The sequence below is a fragment of the Halomonas sp. KX33721 genome (assembly GCF_001596805.1).
GTDB lineage: Bacteria > Pseudomonadota > Gammaproteobacteria > Pseudomonadales > Halomonadaceae > Vreelandella > Vreelandella aquamarina.
Window position 1 is genome coordinate 1 of record NZ_LVIA01000023.1, and the last position, 17,047, is coordinate 17,047.

Sequence of the window (17,047 nt, forward strand, 5' to 3'; positions counted from 1 at the left end):
TCGTGAGGTATTGGAAAATGAGTGACGAGACACTAAGTGCTGAGGAGCTTGGCAACAAGTTGCTTCAGTCTGTTAAAGAAATGAAAGCGGGCAAAACTGCACGAGTCAGTCGTGTTGAGCCTAACGAGGTGGCAGAGGCTCGAGGCAAAACCGGACTGACTCAGGTCGAGTTTGCTGAGGTACTGCATATTTCCGCGCGAACCCTGCAGGAGTGGGAGCAAGGTCGACGTGAACCCTCTGGTCCAGCAAAAGCGCTCATTGAGATTGCTTCCCGTCATCCCGAGGTCATTCGAGAAGGCCTCGAGCTACGGGGTTAACAAGCGGCTGTTGTCGGACGCGCTACGCTGCGCTCCGGCACGCCGCAAAGCCGGGCGTTAACCATATTAGAAATCGGGAAGCCATAGAGTGAATATAGAGCAAATAGTCAATGATTCTTCCGATGAAGACGCTAAGTCAGCGCTGACATATTTTCTTCAGAGCTACATGACACCTGCTTTCGGAGCATTGCCTAAAAATGAAGTTGAACTGATCGTCCTTAACGTCCTAGAAAAGTTGAACGCGATAGATGAAGAGCCAGAGTTATATGAGCTTGTGTCAAAGCTTAAAGTTACTCGCTCAAAGGCTCGCGGCCTAATTTACGACAGGGAGCTACGTCGATCTTCCGAAAAAGAGTTGGACGAAAAAGTGAAAGCTCTTTTGAAAAAGCCGCTAATCCAGAAGAACGGGGACTTGTATGTTCTAGAAGTTGAAAATCCACTTGTATCGGATCATCTGAGGTCGAAGGTCCAGAAGTTAGGCTACGTTTCTGATGGTTCGTTCTCGCCTAGCATAGTAAAACTTGGCCTTGATGCTGTTGCAGCTTTAATAGAGTCATATCTTACTGAGCGAGAAAGGGATGACGTTAAGGGCGCGCTTGTTGCCGCTGGCGCTCCAGATATTTCATTCAAAGGTGTGATTAAAGCTACCTTCAAGAAATTGGCTGGCAAGGTTGCATCAGATACTGGCGAGGCACTCATGGAAAAGGCATCTGATTTCATTTCACCGATAATAGATGCTGGGGTTGATTTGGTAACAGAAAAAGCAAGAGAGCTTTTTGAAGAAGCTGATGAGCAGAATGGTTAACAAACGCAAGCACGCGGAACAATTTTCCGCTGCACTCCAAATTGTCCGGTGTTGCGGGCGTTAGGCAAAACAAGGAAGACAATCATTATGCGTAAAATTTTAATCATATTAGTTTTATTTTTCTCTTCTATTGGTCTGTGGAATTACTTTGCTCTCCAAAAAAAGGTGACAGATATCGTAGATTCTGATTACCGAAATGAAGGAATTAGTGTTCTTTTACATTTCGAGTGGTTCGTAAATCCAAACGTTATCGTTTTTGATATTCGTGAAGTTAAGTCAGATAAAAGCCCAATGGATGTTTCCAGGGTCTTGTTACAGTTATCTGAAACTTTAAAAGACAACAACTATAAGAAAGTCATTCTCTCATTTAAAGGCAGTTCGAAATTTATGCTTGAGGGAGATTTTTTTAAAGAAACAGGCATGGAGTACGGAATTCAAAATCCTGTTTATACACTTAGAAGCTTACCTCAAAATGTATATAACTTGGATGGAACAAAAGCTTTTCCAACATGGACTGGCGGGCTAATAGGTGTGCTTGGTAAACAAATGGAAGACTTAACCGAATTTCACAAACAGTGGTATATAAATGAACTCGTTTCCGGAAGCTGACAAGTTAAAGCATCGGGAAACCACTCGCTGCGCTTGCGTTTTTCGCTGTTTAAAGCGTTAGGCTCATATTTTTCACATATGGAGAAATTAGTATGAATTTTTTGAAGTTAGCTATGGTTGCCGTTTTGTTCGCTTCTGTACCTACGTGGGCCAACAGCTTAACTGGCCCTCAAAAAAATGCCGTCAGGTCTGCCCAGCAATACATCAGCATCCAAGGCTTTTCACGCAACGGACTTATTGAGCAACTATCTTCAGACTATGGAGATGGTTATAACGTTTCTGATGCAACTGTAGCTGTCGATAGCATGAATATTGATTGGAATAAGCAAGCGGTAAGATCTGCAAAGCAATACTTAAGTATTCAAGGTTTTTCGTGCAAAGGGCTTATTGAGCAGCTTTCATCGAGTTATGGAGATAAGTACACCCAGAGCCAAGCAACCTACGGGGCAAAACAGGCGGGTGCTTGCTAAACCGTAAGGCTGCCTAACAAGTTGCTTAATTTCGTTCCGGCCACAAAAAAGCGTGGCCTCCACTGGACTGCCTACGCTGCGCTGCGGCAGCCAATTAGCAAAGCGTTAAAGGCCTTGCTCCGGTGTTCTTTGGTTTGGTGTTTTACCGCCGCTTGGCAGGTTGCCGGCAGGCAGAAAACAGCCCTAAGTTTGGCAACGGCTTCGGCGCGTAATTTGGAGTTCAGGTCGCGGGGCAATCCGGCGTAATCGTCGGGTAATTTCCGCTCATTCGGTGGCCTGGTTCCTGGCGCAATGGGTCAAGATGGCACACAGTATCGGGAGTTGGCATTCAGCATTGGGTGCCCAATAAAAACCAAGGGTGAACAGGCCCTTAACAAGTCGCAGCAGTACGCGGCCGATGGCCGCCGGACGCCCTTTCCATGGCTCCTTCGTCGCCATTCCAAGGTCGCCGCTGTGCTCAGCGTTAAAGATGCTGCTCCACATCCATACTGTTGTGGATAATTCGGATGACAACGATCCTGGATTCCGTACCGGCTCTGTAAAAGATAACATGACTGCCCTGACTGAACTTTTTGTACCCTGGTTTTATGTCACCCGCATCGCGGCCAATATCAGGTTGGCGAGCGAGCAGCTTGAAAGCATCGTCAAGCTGCCTGAGGTATGTATCGCGTTGGCGCTTTCCCCACTTTTCGGTGGTGAAGCGGCCTATCTCGACAACGTCTTTTCGGGCAGAGGCAGTGAGCAGGTATGGACGCATCAGTGAGCTTCGTTGTCCAGTTCTGTAATAACGCTTTCAAGGGAATACTCTGCTATTCCGCTCTGCTCGCCTTCATCCAGGAGGCGTTGGAGCCGTTCAAGCTTACTTTCCGTTTCTTCAAGCAGACGCAGTCCGGCACGTACCACCTCGCTCACCGAGCCATAGCGGCCCTTTTCAACCTGAGTGGCTATAAACTCGTCAAAGTGGGGGCCGAGTGTAATGCTGGTATTTCTAGCCATGGGGAAACTCCTGTACCAAATATTGGTATATCATGGCAAAGCACCCATAACAAGGCAAGGCAGGCCGACGCGATAAAGTCGCGCCACTGTGAAGCTGGCCTCCCGCGGCCTCAAACCAAAAGCGCAGGAACGGCTAGCGCTGGTAGCGGAAGACCCATACCGCAAGCCGCCTCCGTTTGAGAAACTCGTGGGTGATTTTGCGGGGGCCTATTCACGCCGCATCAATATTCAGCATCGCCTGGTCTATCAAGTGCTCGATGAAGAGCGAGTGGTGAAAGTTCTCAGGCTCTGGAGCCACTACGAATAATGCATAACCAACGGCTGTTGCGGATGTATTAGCCTTTATTCACGGCCCGACGTCGCCTAGATAGAGCACTCGATTCGTGCGACGACCTAAAATACGCCAGCAGTGGTGACGGTGATGGCATGCCAATGGGTGCAAGAGGGAACGTTGGCGCTTTTGGAACAGCGCATCAGTGTCTACCGCTGCGCCCTTTTCAACGGCAGCCCAGGTGCCCCATGCCATCCGTCTTGCGCTAGCATCGGTAGATATTCAGCAGCTCGAAAGGGCGCTGTGTGCCGTCAGAGAGGTCGTTGAATACCATGCCTACGTTTAACATCCGCCGTCGAGTCACCACGAACACGGCCAACCACGAACCCTCACTTTGACAAGACGGCTCCAACCATGACCCGCAAAACCCTAAGCCTCAAAACGAAACGGCCCCCAGAGGCCAAGCCCGCCGAGACAGTGGCCGATTCCTCACCCGAAGAGCAATCACACACCGACCCCGAAAAGCGCTTTCTCAACGGCACGGCCATTCATCCTTCCCCGCGCCTTTATCTGGCCAATGGCGTTCGTGAGCACAGCGTGCGGGCGATGGATTTGATCACGCCCATTGGCATGGGGCAGCGCGGGCTGATCGTGGCGCCGCCGGGGGCGGGGAAAACCACGCTGTTGAAGCATATCTGCCAGGCCGTGGCGGCGGCGTATCCCGAGATCAAGCTGTATGCCCTGCTGATCGACGAGCGCCCGGAGGAAGTGACCGATTTCAAGCGCAGCGTGACCGCCGAGGTGCACGCTTCGTCGTCTGACGAAAGCTACGCCCACCATGTGCGCGTGGCCGATAACCTGCTGCAAACGGCGCGCAGGCAAGCCGGGGAAGGGCACGATGTGATGATCGTGATCGACTCACTGACGCGGCTTTCCCGGGTGCACAACGCGGGGCAGCGGGGCAGTGGGCGTACCATGTCGGGCGGGTTGGATACCCGAGCGCTGGAAATCCCCCGCAAACTGTTCGGGGCGGCACGGAACATCGAAAACGGCGGTTCGCTGACCATCCTGGCCACCGTGCTGGTGGAGACGGGAAGCCGCATGGATCAGGTGATCTTCGAGGAGTTCAAGGGCACCGGCAACATGGAGCTGGTGCTGTCGCGGGAGGTGGCCAGTCAGCGCATCTTCCCGGCGCTCGATATTGCCAAAAGCAGTACCCGCCGCGAAGAGCTATTGATCGAGGCCCACGAGATCGAAAAGGTACGCAGCCTGCGCAGAGCCTTGGCGCCGCTCAAGCCAACCGACGGCGCGCAGAAGCTGCTGGCGCTGCTGGAGAAGTACCCCACCAACGCCGAGCTGCTGGCGGCGTTTTCACCCGCTCAGGGGTAAGGCCTGCCACCTGCCTGCGGGCCATCACTCGCCGATGTTGCCTACAACGCCTAGCGGCTGCCTTTCTTCACATGCTTCAAATTGGAGGCCGGGACGGCCTTCTTGACCGGAAACTCTGCCACTTCCCGGCGCTCGATGAGCTGGTTCATGCGCCGTTCGATGGCACACAGGTTCTTGAAGTCGCTGATATCCACCAGCGAGATGGCTTCCCCGGAGGCCCCGGCGCGGCCGGTGCGGCCAATGCGGTGGATGTACTCTTCCGGCTGGAAGGGTAGGTCGTAGTTCACCACTCGGCTCAGTTCGCCGATATCCAGCCCCCGCGCCGCGACGCCGGTGGCCACCAGGTACTTGAGCTCACCGGTTTTGAACTGGGCCAGAATCTTTTCGCGCATGGCCTGGCTTCTGCCGCCATGGATGGAGTCCGCGACGATGCCGCGTTTCTCCAACTGGGCCACCAGCTTGGCCGCGCTGTGCTTCTTCTCGACGAAGATCAGCGCCTGGTCCCAGGCCTGTTCGTTGATCAGGTGGCTGAGCAGGGCGGATTTGGTGTCCTTGTCGACCGTGATCAGCCACTGTTCGATGGTGTCGGCGGCGCGAACGTTGGGGGTGATGGCGATGTTGGCGGCCAGGTCGGTCATCTTGCTGTCTGAAAAACTGCGGGCGAGGGCGCGAACGTCCTGGGTCATGGTGGCCGTGAACAGCAGGTTCTGGCGCTGTTCCGGCAGGCGCACGATGATCTTGTGAATATCATCCACAAAGCCCATGTCGACCATTCTGTCCGCTTCGTCCAGCACCATGACCTGCAGCTCGTCGAAGTGCAGGGCGCGCTGATGCGCCAGGTCCAGCAGCCTGCCCGGTGTGGCCACCAGAATGTCCACGCCTTCGATCAAACGCTCCTTTTGGGGCGCGGTATCCACACCGCCATACGCGGCCATCGAGGTGAGCTGGGTATGCCTGGCGTATTGCGCCACGCTGGCATTGACCTGTACCGCCAGCTCGCGAGTGGGCACCAGAATCAGCGCGCGGATGCGCTTGGCCCGCAGCGCTTCTGCCTTGCTGAAGCGCTCCAGCAGCGGCAGCACGAAGGCGGCGGTTTTGCCGGTGCCAGTTTGGGCGGTGGCGATGAGGTCCTTGCCCGAGAGAATGGCGGGAATGGCCTGTTCCTGGATGGGCGTGGGCGTCTGGTAACCGAGTTCGGTAATCGCCTGAACGAGGGGAGTGGATAAACCGAGTGTAGAAAAAGGCATAAGGGGCCCTGACAGCGAGTCGTAGGTGGGTCGAACGTAAAAAGTGGTGCAGCATAGCGTAAAATCGGCCCGCCGTTGCTCGAATATTGCCCGCCGCGTCACCGTACCTCGCCTTACACAAGGTATAATGCCCCCTTCCCGGCGAAGCCTGTGTGCTTTAGCCTGCTGTTTTACGTCGATAAGGTCGTGGTTTGATGATCAACACGAAAATTTACAAGGCGGTGTACGAGCTGGCCGAAAAGCTGATGAAGGCCGCGTCCAAGGATGACCGCGCCACCTTTGAAGCGCTTTACGCCGAGCTGCAGGCGATCTGCACCGAGCATGAGAACACCGAAAAAGACCACCCCGAGCAGTGGGAAACCCTGGCCGACTTCACCGAAGAGCTGGAAGACGCGCTGCCGATCTACCAAAAGGCGCTGGACAAGGCGGTAGCCAAGCAGTCGAACGACCACATTGCCTCGATTGGTTTCTCCATGGCGGCACTGCAAGTGGAGCTGGGCGACACCCAGGCGGCGATTGAACGCTTGCAGCAGGCCCAGGCCAGTGCCCACACTATTGAAGATAACGAACTCAAAGCAGAAATTGATGAGCTGCTGGCAACATTAACTACCGGTTAGGACCTGATTTTGACCAACAACGATATTTTTCGCCGTATCCGCTACACCTTTGATTTAAAAGACAATACCATCGTGGATATCTTCGCGCTGGCAGAAGTGCCCGTTACCCAGCCGCAGGTCACCGCGTGGCTAAAAAAAGACGAAGACGACGCTTTCGTCACGATGAAGAACCGCGAGCTGGCCGCGTTCTTGAACGGTTTTATCAGCTTTAAGCGCGGCAAGCGTGAAGGCCCGCAGCCTGCGCCAGAATCGCAGCTGAACAACAACATGGTGTTCCAGAAGCTGCGCATCGCGCTGAACATGAAGGCAGAGGATATTTTAGAAGTGTTCGATCAGATGGGCCTGCCGCTTAGCCCTCACGAACTCAGCGCGTTTTTCCGCAAGCCCAGCCACAAGAATTACCGCGAGTGCAAAGACCAAATGCTGCGTAATTTCCTGATGGGCGTGCAGCAACAGCAGCGCCCCAACGATAACGGTTAAGCGAGGCCCTCGCGTTTCACACATACGAAGATCGCATTGCCTGAGACGTTATCCCAGGGCGTGATGGTCTGGTAATCATGCTCGAACACGTGCACCTCGAAGGTAGGCTCCAGCAGGGCGATGAGTTCGCTAAAACTGACGGCCACCATGGGGTGCTCGTCGTGCCACACCTGCGTTGTCTCCGCCGTGGTCTTTTCGATGCTCAGCCGCAGCGACTGCCGCGCCCCTTGCCCGCTATAGTGCCAGCCCGAGCGAAAGCTAAGCGTGGCGTCTGCCTGTTTAGCCGTGTGCTTAACGAACAGATCGTTATTAATGCGCTGCTTATCCACCGCGTTGAAGCAGAACACGCCGCCCTCGTTCAAGGCGCGGTGGGCACTGGCGATGCAGTCGCCGAGCTTGTCCAGGCCATCGCTGTAGTGGATGGAGTAGAGAAAGCAGGTGATGAGATCCAGCGGTTCGTCGACCTCAAAGCTGCTCATATCCTGCAGTGAGAAGTGCGCCTCTGGGCAGCGTTGGGCGGCAATATCCAGCATCGGTTGGTTAATATCCAACCCGCTGCTGGTGTAGCCAGCATCCAGAAAATGACGCACGTGAGGGCCGGTGCCGCAGGCTAAGTCCAAATGGCGTTTGCCTTCATTACCAAAAATTTGGTGCAGGCGACGAATGGCGTGGCTTTGGGCCAGGTAGTCGATGTCGACGCACATCAAATCGTAGTAGCCAGACAGGTCGGTGTAGAGCGCGTTGACGGACATAGTGGCCTAATGGTGAGGGCTGACATAAATGAGGAGGCGCATAGTAAACGAGCGGTTGGAGTTTGAGAAGGCGTAGGAGTGGCTTGGCCAAGCGGCGATCAAGTTTGCACTCTTTCACAGCCTGGCTAGCGCTTTAGGGTTAATGTGATTAAAGAAATTGTGTGATGGTCCGATAACTACTAAAGTCGCACGACACATTCGATTGCCATACGAGGCTGCCATGCTAAAACCCTTTGCTCTCATTCTCTATGCGTTGCTCCTGGCGATGACTTCTTATGTACAGGCGTCTACCACCGAGGCGGCGGAAGCGGCCGCGCTCGCTTGGCTGGAAGCGATCGATCAAGGTGAATATGAGCAGGCTTGGGAAAAGTCGTCGCCGCTGTTGAAGACGCCGCTTTCTCCCACCATGCTGCAGCGCGTGGTGACGCTGGCCCGCAACGATTTGGGCAGCGTCGAGTCGCGGCGGCGCATCCGCATGTCGCAGTACACCTCGATGCCTGGGGCGCCGCGCAACGACTACAAAGAGTTCGCTTTTAAAACCCAGTTCACGAATAACCAGCGCGTGGTCGAAGTCGTCACGCCACATCTGGAAGAGGGCACGTGGCGAGTGAGCGGCTACTACGTGCAGTAACGTGATTCGCGCCCATCAATAGCCGCAACGTTGGCGGCTAGTGTGTTTTCTACACGATCAGCCCCGCCAGTGCCTGCATCCCCAGGACTAGCAGAAGCACCACACTGCCCAGCGCTAGGCTGGTCTTTAGCGCATGGCGTTTCCACATGCTTTCCACTCGGTGCCCAAAACGGTGTACCAGCCATGCTAGTCCGTAGTAACGCAGCCCGCGGGCGATGAGGGCGGCCAGGGCGAACAGCGCGATGGGGTAGCCCGAGAGCCCGGCGGTAATCATCGCGACCTGAAACGGAATCGGCAAAATGCCAATGGCGAGAATGGCTGCAAAGCCGTACTGGTCAAAGAAGCCTTGAAACGCCTGATAGCTCTGCTCCATCCCCATAAATTCGATAAACCACGTGCCGAGGGATTGGTAGAGCACCATGCCCACGCCGTAGCCCACTATCGAAGCCACTAAACAGCCCAGCGTGGTAACGGCGGCAATAGCCCAGATGCGCTGCCGGTTCACTGCCATTAGCGGGATTAATACCAGTTCAATGGGAATCGGCAGAATAATGGTTTCTAAAAAGGAGAGCGTGGCGAGCAGCCACAACATATTTTTCGAGCCGTTAATACGCTCAAACCACTGCTTCGTACGCGTTGATGTAAAGGCCATAGGAGCGCTACAGGGAAGGGTTAATACGGCGGTAAACAGCGGTTAATAAGCTATACACGCCAAACGCAAATAGCCCAACAGCCACAAACGCGAGCAGCCACTGGCCCAAGGCTTGGCCTCTTAACGTGCTGAACACTTCGGTCGTGCCGCCCGCTTGGTTAGGGTTGAACTGGTAAGCCGCTAGGATAAAGAAGCTGCCAACCATAACAAATACCAAGCCACGCACCGCTAAACCAAAGCGGCATACTGGGTAAGCCCAGCGCTGCACTTTGGCAGGCATTGAGAAGTGGCGGTCGAATTTTGCTTTCCAGCCTTTAATGGCATGGGCGATGCCCGCGCCAATCAGCGCAATGCCGACTGCCGCCACCAGCCAGCGCCCGAAGGGCTGCTGCATCAGCCAACTGGCCGCACTTTCAGAACCATCTCCTGAGCCGCTAGAGCCGCCGATATGAACCACAAGCTTGGCAGCAAAAAAGGCCAAGAACGTATGCGTAACGGCGCTAACCAGCAAGCCCCCGCGAATCGCCAGCCCTTTAGTGCCGCTGCCGTGGTGATCAGTATCCTGAAGGGCTTGCAGCGTGCGCCATACGGCATAGCCCACTAACCCCAATGCAATAACGCCCAGCAGCACTTTGCCGAAGGGGGCGGTTAGTACGCTTTCAAGCGCGCCGCGGCTGCCTTCGGTTTGGCCGCCTTGGCCAAACGCCGCCAGTGCCGCTAATCCACCCACCAGCAGATATACCACGCCTCGCGATGCGTAGCCCAAGCGGGCGAACAGTTTTACCGCATCCCGTTGGTTCGGGGGGTTACTGTCCATGATGTCCTCCTGACGTAAATGGCAATGGCGATCCTTCCGGCGGCCCATACTGTGGGTGTAGGGAGATAATGTCCAGCGTAGCGTTTATTGGGCATTTGGCGATAAAAGGGACGCAAACTGAGCAAGATTCGGGTGGGTCCTGGGGCCTTGGCTGGTTAAGCTTGAACTACCGTGAGCGTTACCCCTTAGCCTTGCCCGTGAGATAGAAGCAATGAACGACTATGCCCGCATCGAAAAAGCCATGGCCTTTATGGTGGCGAATGCCGCCCAGCAGCCGAGTTTGGAAACGGTGGCGGCGCAGGTGCATTTGAGCGCGTTCCATTTTCAGCGGCTGTTTTGCCGCTATGCAGGCGTTAGCCCCAAGCGCTTTTTGCAGGCGCTGACGCTGGCGCGGGGTAAACAGCTCATTGCCTCGGCGCAAAGCCTGGCCGATACCGCCCAGGCGCTGGGGCTAAGCGGTGGCTCGCGGCTTTACGATCATTTTGTGACACTGGAAGCGGTCACGCCTGGCGAGTTTAAGCGCCAAGGGGAGGGCGTGGAGATTGCTTACGGCATTCATCCCACGCCGTTTGGCGAAGTGTTGGTGGCAGCGACGCCAAGGGGTATTTGCCGAATGGGGTTTCTGGCCGCCACGCCCGAGGCAGAGATGCTGGCTCAGCTCGCCGCTGAGTGGCCGCGCAGTACCGTGCGCCACCGGCCAGAGGCGACCCGCTATGCCGTCGATGCGCTGTTCGAGCCAGGGAAAACGGCTGCGCCGGGGGCGCTGTCGCTACACGTACGCGGCACCAATTTTCAGCTGAACGTTTGGCGAGCACTGCTGATGATTCCCGACGGACGGCTCGCCAGCTATTCGCACATTGCCCAGGCGCTAGGCGCGCCAACAGCATCTCGGGCGGTAGGGAATGCGGTGGGCGCGAACCCGGTGGCGCTGTGGATTCCCTGCCACCGGGTGATTCAGCAAAGCGGCGCGCTAGGCGGCTACCGTTGGGGGCTAGATGTGAAACGCAAAGTGCAGGCCTGGGAAGCTGCCCAGTACGCTGAACAGTTGGAAAGCGCCCACGGCTAGTGCCCAAACACCGACCAGCCGGTGCGTTGTACGAACATCTCCAGCGCCCGTGCGCCTAGTAGGCTGTTGCCATAGCGATCTAACCCTGGCGACCATACCGCCAGCGAACCGCGCCCCGGCGCGATGGCTAAAATGCCGCCGCCCACGCCGCTTTTGCCTGGCAGGCCCACGCGAAAGGCGAACTCCCCCGAGGCATCGTAGTGGCCGCACATCATCATCAGCGAGTTGATCCGCCGTGCCCGCTGGGGTGATACCACCCGTAGGTTGCTAGGACGGTTGACACCATCGGAAGCCAGAAACAGCCCCGCGTGGGCGAGCTGGTCGCTGCTCATGGCGATGGCGCACTGGTGAAAGTAGGTGCCGAGCACTTTATCGACATCATGGCGCAGCCGCCCAAAGGCTTTCATGAAGTGGGCCAGCGATGCATTGCGGTGTTTGTGCTCCATTTCCGAGGCGGCGACCTGGTGATCAAAGCAGATGCTGTTGTCGTCTGCGATGTAGCGCACAAAGCTCAAAATTTCGGCCAGAGTCTCTTTGGGTTCGTGGCCCATCATAATGGCATCCACCACCGCAATGGCCCCGGCATTGATGAACGGGTTGCGCGGTTTGCCGCCCTCATGCTCTAGCTGAACGATGGAGTTGAACGGGTCGCCGGAAGGCTCGCGGCCTACTTTTGACCACAGCCCATCGCCCCATTTGCCCAGCGCAATGGTCAAGGTAAACACCTTGGAAATACTCTGAATCGAGAAGGGCGTGGTCGCGCAGCCCGCCGAAAAGCGCTCGCCCTCTACCGTGGCTAGGCTAATGGCAAACTGGCTGGGGTCAACGTGGGCTAGCTGCGGAATGTAGTCGGCCACGTTGCCGCGCTCGGTCTCTTGCGCAAGCTCGGCGACTATCTCGTTCAGTATCTCTTGCATATCGGGCGTAATCGGTTGGTGGCGGGAGCCGCTACCCTAGCGGAAAATACCCAAGCTGTCTGCTGGCATACCCTTTATGGCATGGCCTATAACACTAACTAAGTTAACGCCTAGCTTGATTTAAGTGTTTGTTGCAAAAGGTCTCGGTGATTTGCTTGCGTCTGCTGGGGTGGGCTCTAGACTGTCACGATAGCCGTATCACTCAAGGAGCAGGAATGGATAGGACATCCACCCCTGAGGCGTTGCCGACCGCAACGCTCAGGGAGACCATTGCCATTATCAGCCAAGTCATGGCCCCCAACGTGGCAAAAGGGGTCATTCGCCGCCGCCCGAACGTCGTCGGCGTGGTGGAGCGCTTCGGGCTGGATGCCAAAGGCATTCGGCAGCTTCAAGCGCTCAGTAAAAAGTATGGCCGTGGCCCGCTCATGCTGAACGTGCCTACAAAGAGGATGGCGGTGATCCTCGACCCCGCCGATGCCAACCATGTGTTGGCGCACACGCCGGAACCGTTCGCGACGGATGAAGCGCTTAAGCGCAGCGCGCTCGGTCATTTCGAGCCCAAGATGTCGCTCGTGTCCCACGGTGAAGCACGCCAAACGCGTCGCCACTTAAACGAGCGAGTGTTGCAGAGCGACTGCCCGCATCACCTGTTTGCCGATGCGTTCGCCCAGGTGGTCGAAGAGGAAGCCGAAACGCTCGTGGCCCGCACCCAAACCCGGTTCGATGAGCTGGATTGGCCGACCTTTCAACACGCTTGGGAGCGTATCGTGCGGCGTGTGGTGCTGGGCGATAGCGCACGGGATGACCAGACGGTCACCCGCGAATTAGCACGGCTGCGCAAGGCCGCCAACTGGGGCTTTATGCGCCCTAAGCGCAAGCGCTTGCAGCAGCGGTTCGAGCAACACTTGGCGTTTTACTACCAGCAGGCCGAGCCACATAGTCTGATGGCAATGCTCCATCACACGAACCAAGAGGCGGATAGCGCCCCGGCGCCGCTGCAGCAAGTGCCGCAGTGGCTGTTTGCGTTTGATCCCGCCGGTATGGCGACGTTTCGAGCGCTGGCGCTCTTGTGCGCGCATCCTGAGTATGCGGCCAGCGCGCTCGACGAGGTAAAAGATGCTTCGCCGCCTTCCATGGATCGGTTCAAGGCGAGCGTGCTAGAGGCGCTGCGGTTATGGCCCACCACGCCGCTGATTTTAAGGCAGACCACCCAGGCGACTCAGTGGAAGCAGGGAGAAATGCCGGCCAACACGTCGCTGTTGATTCACACGCCCTATTTTCATCGGGACGAGCGCTACCTGCACGCTGCCCATCGGTTCCTGCCAGAGATGTGGCTGCGCCCGGACGGTGCAGGGCGTTGGCCTTTGGTGCCGTTCAGCGCCGGGCCAGGGGTGTGCCCCGGCAGGCACATCGTGCTGCTCGTCACTAGCCGATTGCTCGCTGCGCTTCTTCGGCGTGCGCGCTGGGCGTTGCATCCCCCCGACAAGCTGTCCGGCGAAGCGCCGATGCCGGGGTTACTTAGCCCGTTCCATGTGCGCTTTCGGCTGGAGCGTCATTCCGTTGAAAGTGATGCCACGGCGTAAGAAGGAGACCACGCGATGCCACACGCTCAGCCTACGACCGGTTTACGTTTCGATGTGCTGGTGAATATTCTGCCTGCCGAGGCCGATATTCCGCCGCTGCAATGCTATACGGCACGAGATGGCGGTACGTTGAACTATCGGTACTATCCCGCCCGCTGCGCCTCTGCCAACGAGCAGGCCGCGCCGCCTACATTGCTGGTGCTGCTACATGGCTCATCGGCCAGCAGCCACTATTTGGCTCCCATGGCAGAGTACCTAGCGACATCGGCTGGCTTCGATGTCCTTACCCCCGATTTACGCGGCCACGGGCCAAATCCTATGCGGCGGGGTGACGTAGATTACATCGGCCAGTTAGAGGACGACCTGGCTGATCTGATCGAGCACGCGAAGCATGAACACGCGCCCCATGAACGTGTGGTGATTGGTGGGCACTCTTCCGGCGGCGGGTTGGCGCTGCGCTTTGCGGCGGGCAAGCAGGCAGGCAACTTAGCGGGTGTGGTGCTGTTGGCGCCGTTTTTAGCTTACAACGCCGCCACGGTGCGTAAAAAAGCGGGCTGGGCCAAGCCGAACCTATGGCGCATCGTACCGCTGGCGCTGCTGAATCAGCTGCGCGTTACTTGCTTCAATCACTGGCCGGTGCTGCGTTTCAACCTGCCGCTGGCGTATCGCACTGGCTCTGAAACCCGCAGCTACACCTACCGCATGATGGAGAGCTTTGGTACCGCCAATTACAAAGCTGACCTTGCCAACATTCGCGCGCCCATTCTGGTGCTGGTGGGGGATAGAGACGAGGCGTTTTACGCCAAGCAGTTCGAGCCTACCATTCACCCTCATGCGCCTCAGTCAGAGTTTGCATTCATCGCTGGCGTATCGCATCTGGATATCGTGGTGAATACTACCGCTGCTCAGCGTATCGCCCTCTGGGCAGAGACCCACGGCCTATGACATGAGCTTTATACGACTTGCGAGGGGACTTTCCTCAGTATTTAATGCCGTTGCCTTTCCTAGTTTTTAACTGAGCTTTCTAACTGAATTTCTAAGTCAGTTTTCCAACGCCATTAGTGCAAGCGAGTCACTCTATGCAACGCTACACCGATACGCAGGGCTGCCGCCATGTTTGAACGGCGCCCTCTCTTCCTGGCGGTAGGGATAGCGCTGGGCACTCTGACAATATCAGGATGTGGTTCCAGTGGCGGCGGCGGGGGTGATAGCCACCAGGGCGTGCATACCCCTAGCGGCGCTTCCCCGGGTGTCGGGGCCAGCCAAACCCCCACACCGCTTGAGCCGGGGTTGGTGAGAGTGGCGGTGGCGGATAGCGCGTTTGATGTCGCAACTATCACCAATAGCGAGCGGGTGATTGACCGCTTGGACGTGTACACCGGCTCCGCCGACGTTAGCGGGGTGGATGAGTGGCACGGCAACGCCGTCACGTCTACCATCACGGGCGGAACCTTGGGCAACGCCCGCCTGGATCTTCTGAAAATAGAGGATAGTCAGGGGGCGACGTTAAATAACGCCCTGGATTACGCCATTGGTGAAGCCGCTAATCGCGGTGCACGGGTTATCAACGCCAGTTTTTCCCGCCGTTTGGAAGCCAGCGACCCTCGGCTCACGTTCAATGGGGTGACCTCGGCGACGTCGTATCAGCGCGTGGTGGATGCCAACGGCGGCAAAGGCGGAATCTACGTGGTGAGTGCTGGCAATACGGGCAGCGCTATCGATACGCAAGGCAAGCCGATCTATGCCAGCCAGCCTGGGCTGTACGAAATGATGCTAATCGCCGTTGGCACGACGACCAATGGCGATATTCATCCATCGAGCAGTTATCCCGGTGACGATACGCAACTGCAGGCGCGCTCGATTGGCACCGATTTCGCGAACCGCGACGTGGGCGCGCAGGGCACGTCGATTTCTGCCGCACGCATTTCCGAGTATGCCGCAGGCATCGTAGGTCAGTGGCCGCACCTCACGGCACAGCAGGCGAGCCAGCGGCTATTAGATACAGCAAGCCAAGAGAGCGCTCTGTTCCAGCAAAGTAACTGCGGCGCGAGCGGCACGTTGAACTGTGGCGCGTTCTACTTGGGCCAAGGCATTGCCGATATTGACGCAGCCATGGCCCCGGAAGGCGATCTGGTCGTTAGTCAAAGCCAGCGAGTGGCCGACGGTGGCGCGCAGGCGGATGTTTCTTACCTGCAGCTTTCTGATGCCTATGGCGATGCGGTCGCAGCGTCTGGCGTGTTAGAGAACGTGGTGGCCTTTGACGCGCTGGGCCGAGATTACGCCATTGATTTAGGGCGCAATACGCAGCCCCGCACCGCGCGGGCTACGCAGCTTCGCGATCAGATGCAGCAGATGGCAAGCGCCTCCCCATCGTACGCCACTACTCAGACGGCGATTGAAGGCAACTATCGTTTCTCCACCAGCAGCACGGCCTACGGTGAGCTGCTGGCCAGCCGCTTTGACGGCACCTTTGGCAACGCCCAGCTCAGCGCCTTTCGTTTTTCGGGCGACCAGCCCAGCCCCATGGGCAGCTACGCCGAGCTAGGCGTGATGCCGATGATCTCGTTTCAAGCAGGGTCAGCGTTGACCAATGCCTTCGAGCGTGTTGATGGTGTAGAAACCCGCTATGCGCTAGGTGAACGGCTCAGCATGACGGCCTCCCATTGGCTGGTGATGCGACCAGCGACTATCAAGCGCAGCGCTCGGACGTAGGTTTGGCATGGCAAATCGCCCCAGGGCTGAGTATCGATAGCTACGTCGGCCAGCTTACCGAGCAGCAGGGCCTATTGGGCGCTAACGGCAACGGCGCGCTAGGTTTGGGCGAAGATAACCAGATGCGTTTTACGGGCGTTAGCTTGCAGGCACAGATGGATGGCTTTCGCGGTTTTGCTGAATTTGAGCAGGGGCAGGGCAGCGCATCGGGCAGCGGCCTGCTGACCAGCGTGAACGGCATGCGCGCCCAGCAAATGGCGCTGGGATTACAGTGGCAAGGGGAAGGCGAGCGCGCCGAGCGCTGGGCGCTCACCCTGCGCCAGCCGCTGCGTATAGACAGCGCCACGGCGAGCTTCGATGTGCCCGTAGGACGCCGCTTGGATGGCAGCGTGGTGCGTGAAACGCGCAGCGTGTCTCTAGAGCCGTCGGGTCGTCAGCTCGATATCGAATTGGGCTATGGGTTTTCGGCCAGTGAGCGCAGCCAGTGGCAGTTCAACCTGCTGCATACCCGAGAGCCGGGCCACGATGCTGACGCACCGAGCGACTCAGCGGCCATGGTGAACTACACCTACGCTTGGTAAGAGGCGTGAATGACCACACTGATGATTCAAGGCACCACCTCGGATGCGGGCAAAAACACTGTGGTACGGGCAATCAAAGCATTTGGATTGTATGAACTGCTTAGCTAAGCAGTTCATACGGCATGCCACGCCTCC

Annotated in this window: 21 protein-coding genes; 14 read left to right on the forward strand and 7 right to left on the reverse strand. The window is 57.0% G+C overall.

Annotation, left to right across the window (positions count from 1 at the left end):
• From A3220_RS09540 to A3220_RS09555, 4 genes are all read left to right on the forward strand, one after another.
• A partial coding sequence (locus tag A3220_RS09540) for a helix-turn-helix domain-containing protein (protein WP_252860448.1) occupies positions 1-317 on the forward strand: 317 nt, incomplete at its 5' end.
• 88 nt (positions 318-405) lie between these two features.
• Positions 406-1,122: a hypothetical protein gene (locus A3220_RS09545; RefSeq protein ID WP_062374589.1), complete on the forward strand. Its 717-nt coding sequence runs from the start codon at positions 406-408 to the stop codon at positions 1,120-1,122.
• 87 nt (positions 1,123-1,209) lie between these two features.
• A complete protein-coding gene (locus A3220_RS09550) occupies positions 1,210-1,731 on the forward strand; it encodes a hypothetical protein (RefSeq protein ID WP_062374590.1) in 522 nt (173 codons plus the stop codon).
• Between the two features lie 92 nt (positions 1,732-1,823).
• Positions 1,824-2,201, forward strand: coding sequence for an Ltp family lipoprotein (locus A3220_RS09555; protein WP_062374592.1), 378 nt, complete (start codon positions 1,824-1,826; stop codon positions 2,199-2,201).
• A 463-nt stretch (positions 2,202-2,664) separates the two neighbouring features.
• On the opposite strand, the gene A3220_RS09565 is transcribed toward A3220_RS09555, so the two are convergent.
• Both A3220_RS09565 and A3220_RS09570 read right to left on the reverse strand, forming a co-directional pair.
• Positions 2,665-2,958, reverse strand: a complete 294-nt coding sequence (locus A3220_RS09565) for a type II toxin-antitoxin system RelE/ParE family toxin (RefSeq protein ID WP_062374597.1) — start codon at positions 2,956-2,958, stop codon at positions 2,665-2,667.
• Positions 2,958-3,197: a type II toxin-antitoxin system ParD family antitoxin gene (locus A3220_RS09570; protein WP_016914150.1), complete on the reverse strand. Its 240-nt coding sequence runs from the start codon at positions 3,195-3,197 to the stop codon at positions 2,958-2,960. The genes A3220_RS09565 and A3220_RS09570 overlap by 1 nt, the downstream gene beginning before the upstream one ends.
• A gap of 88 nt (positions 3,198-3,285) precedes the next feature.
• Between A3220_RS09570 and A3220_RS09575 the strand changes: the two genes are divergently transcribed.
• Both A3220_RS09575 and rho read left to right on the forward strand, forming a co-directional pair.
• A complete protein-coding gene (locus A3220_RS09575) occupies positions 3,286-3,504 on the forward strand; it encodes a Txe/YoeB family addiction module toxin (RefSeq protein WP_062374599.1) in 219 nt (72 codons plus the stop codon).
• A 378-nt stretch (positions 3,505-3,882) separates the two neighbouring features.
• On the forward strand, positions 3,883-4,857 hold the full coding sequence (rho, locus tag A3220_RS09580) for a transcription termination factor Rho (RefSeq protein ID WP_062374601.1): 975 nt from the start codon (positions 3,883-3,885) through the stop codon (positions 4,855-4,857).
• A gap of 50 nt (positions 4,858-4,907) precedes the next feature.
• Here the strand turns inward: rho and A3220_RS09585 are convergent, their stop codons facing one another.
• Positions 4,908-6,104 (reverse strand): DEAD/DEAH box helicase, encoded by a 1,197-nt coding sequence (locus A3220_RS09585; protein ID WP_062374603.1) that lies wholly within the window; start codon positions 6,102-6,104, stop codon positions 4,908-4,910.
• A 194-nt stretch (positions 6,105-6,298) separates the two neighbouring features.
• On the opposite strand from A3220_RS09585, the gene A3220_RS09590 reads away from it, so the two are divergent.
• Both A3220_RS09590 and A3220_RS09595 read left to right on the forward strand, forming a co-directional pair.
• Positions 6,299-6,721 (forward strand): hypothetical protein, encoded by a 423-nt coding sequence (locus A3220_RS09590; RefSeq protein ID WP_062374605.1) that lies wholly within the window; start codon positions 6,299-6,301, stop codon positions 6,719-6,721.
• 9 nt (positions 6,722-6,730) lie between these two features.
• The gene (locus tag A3220_RS09595) at positions 6,731-7,201 is read left to right on the forward strand and encodes a DUF1456 family protein (RefSeq protein ID WP_062374606.1); all 471 of its coding nucleotides are present in this window, start codon (positions 6,731-6,733) and stop codon (positions 7,199-7,201) included.
• Here the strand turns inward: A3220_RS09595 and A3220_RS09600 are convergent.
• On the reverse strand, positions 7,198-7,953 hold the full coding sequence (locus A3220_RS09600) for a class I SAM-dependent methyltransferase (protein ID WP_062374608.1): 756 nt from the start codon (positions 7,951-7,953) through the stop codon (positions 7,198-7,200). The genes A3220_RS09595 and A3220_RS09600 overlap by 4 nt on opposite strands.
• A gap of 220 nt (positions 7,954-8,173) precedes the next feature.
• Between A3220_RS09600 and A3220_RS09605 the strand changes: the two genes are divergently transcribed.
• Positions 8,174-8,584, forward strand: a complete 411-nt coding sequence (locus tag A3220_RS09605) for a DUF4019 domain-containing protein (protein WP_062374610.1) — start codon at positions 8,174-8,176, stop codon at positions 8,582-8,584.
• A gap of 49 nt (positions 8,585-8,633) precedes the next feature.
• Here the strand turns inward: A3220_RS09605 and A3220_RS09610 are convergent, their stop codons facing one another.
• Positions 8,634-9,236 (reverse strand): VTT domain-containing protein, encoded by a 603-nt coding sequence (locus A3220_RS09610; RefSeq protein ID WP_062363240.1) that lies wholly within the window; start codon positions 9,234-9,236, stop codon positions 8,634-8,636.
• A 7-nt stretch (positions 9,237-9,243) separates the two neighbouring features.
• Positions 9,244-10,053 carry a DUF1206 domain-containing protein gene (locus tag A3220_RS09615; protein ID WP_044630401.1) on the reverse strand — a complete coding sequence of 270 codons (810 nt, stop codon included), beginning with the start codon at positions 10,051-10,053 and terminating at the stop codon, positions 9,244-9,246.
• A 211-nt stretch (positions 10,054-10,264) separates the two neighbouring features.
• Here A3220_RS09615 and A3220_RS09620 point away from each other — a divergent pair, with 211 nt between their 5' ends.
• Positions 10,265-11,119 (forward strand): methylated-DNA--[protein]-cysteine S-methyltransferase, encoded by an 855-nt coding sequence (locus A3220_RS09620; RefSeq protein WP_062374612.1) that lies wholly within the window; start codon positions 10,265-10,267, stop codon positions 11,117-11,119.
• Here A3220_RS09620 and A3220_RS09625 read toward each other — a convergent pair.
• Complete coding sequence (locus A3220_RS09625) at positions 11,116-12,036, reverse strand: glutaminase (protein WP_062374613.1); 921 nt, start codon at positions 12,034-12,036, stop codon at positions 11,116-11,118. The genes A3220_RS09620 and A3220_RS09625 overlap by 4 nt on opposite strands.
• Before the next feature lie 215 nt (positions 12,037-12,251).
• Between A3220_RS09625 and A3220_RS09630 the strand changes: the two genes are divergently transcribed.
• The 4 genes from A3220_RS09630 to A3220_RS17945 all read left to right on the forward strand — a co-directional run bounded on the left by A3220_RS09630 (position 12,252) and on the right by A3220_RS17945 (position 16,912).
• Positions 12,252-13,619, forward strand: coding sequence for a cytochrome P450 (locus A3220_RS09630; RefSeq protein ID WP_062374615.1), 1,368 nt, complete (start codon positions 12,252-12,254; stop codon positions 13,617-13,619).
• Between the two features lie 15 nt (positions 13,620-13,634).
• Positions 13,635-14,564, forward strand: coding sequence for an alpha/beta fold hydrolase (locus tag A3220_RS09635; RefSeq protein ID WP_062374617.1), 930 nt, complete (start codon positions 13,635-13,637; stop codon positions 14,562-14,564).
• 168 nt (positions 14,565-14,732) lie between these two features.
• A complete protein-coding gene (locus tag A3220_RS09640) occupies positions 14,733-16,331 on the forward strand; it encodes a S8 family serine peptidase (RefSeq protein ID WP_252860449.1) in 1,599 nt (532 codons plus the stop codon).
• Complete coding sequence (locus A3220_RS17945; protein WP_252860450.1) at positions 16,283-16,912, forward strand: hypothetical protein; 630 nt, start codon at positions 16,283-16,285, stop codon at positions 16,910-16,912. Before A3220_RS09640 ends, A3220_RS17945 begins: the two co-directional genes overlap by 49 nt.
• Positions 16,913-17,047: the final 135 nt, after the last annotated feature.

Bases quoted from the DNA above. Each gene is read 5' to 3' on its own strand.
- A3220_RS09550 (WP_062374590.1), top strand. From the start codon at position 1,210: ATGCGTAAAATTTTAATCATATTAGTTTTATTTTTCTCTTCTATTGGT.
- A3220_RS09555 (WP_062374592.1), top strand. From the start codon at position 1,824: ATGAATTTTTTGAAGTTAGCTATGGTTGCCGTTTTGTTCGCTTCTGTA.
- A3220_RS09565 (WP_062374597.1), bottom strand. From the start codon at position 2,958: ATGCGTCCATACCTGCTCACTGCCTCTGCCCGAAAAGACGTTGTCGAG.
- A3220_RS09570 (WP_016914150.1), bottom strand. From the start codon at position 3,197: ATGGCTAGAAATACCAGCATTACACTCGGCCCCCACTTTGACGAGTTT.
- rho (WP_062374601.1), top strand. From the start codon at position 3,883: ATGACCCGCAAAACCCTAAGCCTCAAAACGAAACGGCCCCCAGAGGCC.
- A3220_RS09585 (WP_062374603.1), bottom strand. From the start codon at position 6,104: ATGCCTTTTTCTACACTCGGTTTATCCACTCCCCTCGTTCAGGCGATT.
- A3220_RS09590 (WP_062374605.1), top strand. From the start codon at position 6,299: ATGATCAACACGAAAATTTACAAGGCGGTGTACGAGCTGGCCGAAAAG.
- A3220_RS09600 (WP_062374608.1), bottom strand. From the start codon at position 7,953: ATGTCCGTCAACGCGCTCTACACCGACCTGTCTGGCTACTACGATTTG.
- A3220_RS09605 (WP_062374610.1), top strand. From the start codon at position 8,174: ATGCTAAAACCCTTTGCTCTCATTCTCTATGCGTTGCTCCTGGCGATG.
- A3220_RS09610 (WP_062363240.1), bottom strand. From the start codon at position 9,236: ATGGCCTTTACATCAACGCGTACGAAGCAGTGGTTTGAGCGTATTAAC.
- A3220_RS09615 (WP_044630401.1), bottom strand. From the start codon at position 10,053: ATGGACAGTAACCCCCCGAACCAACGGGATGCGGTAAAACTGTTCGCC.
- A3220_RS09620 (WP_062374612.1), top strand. From the start codon at position 10,265: ATGAACGACTATGCCCGCATCGAAAAAGCCATGGCCTTTATGGTGGCG.
- A3220_RS09625 (WP_062374613.1), bottom strand. From the start codon at position 12,036: ATGCAAGAGATACTGAACGAGATAGTCGCCGAGCTTGCGCAAGAGACC.
- A3220_RS09630 (WP_062374615.1), top strand. From the start codon at position 12,252: ATGGATAGGACATCCACCCCTGAGGCGTTGCCGACCGCAACGCTCAGG.
- A3220_RS09635 (WP_062374617.1), top strand. From the start codon at position 13,635: ATGCCACACGCTCAGCCTACGACCGGTTTACGTTTCGATGTGCTGGTG.
- A3220_RS09640 (WP_252860449.1), top strand. From the start codon at position 14,733: ATGTTTGAACGGCGCCCTCTCTTCCTGGCGGTAGGGATAGCGCTGGGC.